This window comes from Pseudomonas sp. K8, assembly GCF_014889455.1.
Lineage (GTDB): Bacteria > Pseudomonadota > Gammaproteobacteria > Pseudomonadales > Pseudomonadaceae > Aquipseudomonas > Aquipseudomonas veronii.
Map to the genome: position 1 here is coordinate 1 of NZ_VJWO01000140.1, position 785 is coordinate 785.

Here is a 785-nt window from a genome sequence, read left to right on the forward strand (position 1 = left end):
GCTCAGCGCGCTGCAGACGATGGAGGGCGAGGACGTGGTGTTCGTTCGCACCGGTGAGACCTACACCGCCCGGCCGGTGCGCCTCGGCGCGCGCGACGCCAACCAGGTGGAAGTGCTGGAGGGCCTCACCCTGGGCGATGAAGTCGTCACTGCGCAGAGCTACGTGGTGAAGGCCGACATCGGCAAGGCGGGAGCGTCGCATGAGCATTGAATACACGCGCACCGCCCTGCTCGAGCGCATCATTGCCGCCTCCATCGCCCATCGCTGGCTGATGATGAGCCTGACCCTGGCGTTGATCGCCGTGGGTGCCTGGAGCTTCACCAAGCTGCCCATCGATGCCACCCCCGACATCACCAACGTCCAGGTGCAGATCAACACCGCCGCCCCGGGCTATTCGCCGCTGGAAGCCGAACAGCGCATCACCTACCCGGTGGAAACCGTGATGGCCGGCCTGCCGCGGATGGAGCAGGCACGCTCGCTGTCGCGCTATGGGCTGTCGCAGGTCACCGTCGTGTTCGAAGACGGCACCGACATCTACTTCGCACGGCAACAGGTGGCCGAACGCCTGCACAGCAACGGCATCCGCGCCATTGCCGCCACGATGACGCCGTTCGGCGGCTCGGACCGCTACGAGCCGGTGTCGGCCGGCACCCGCACCACGCTCAACACCTGGATGCGCGGTGGGCGCAGTGGCTTCGATGCGCTGATCGACTTCGACCAGATCCTGCGTGATCCGGCCAAGCCGGAATTCCTGCCGGAAGCCATCACCCGCGATTTCCTGCAC

At 66.5% G+C, this 785-nt stretch carries 1 protein-coding gene and 1 pseudogene; both read left to right on the forward strand.

The features are described 5' to 3' along the window. A pseudogene (locus tag INT12_RS30605) lies at positions 1–211 on the forward strand (efflux transporter periplasmic adaptor subunit); the annotation flags it as partial. 16 nt (positions 212–227) lie between these two features. Then, positions 228–785: efflux RND transporter permease subunit (locus tag INT12_RS31570; RefSeq protein ID WP_226926396.1), on the forward strand; the 558-nt coding region annotated here is incomplete at its 3' end.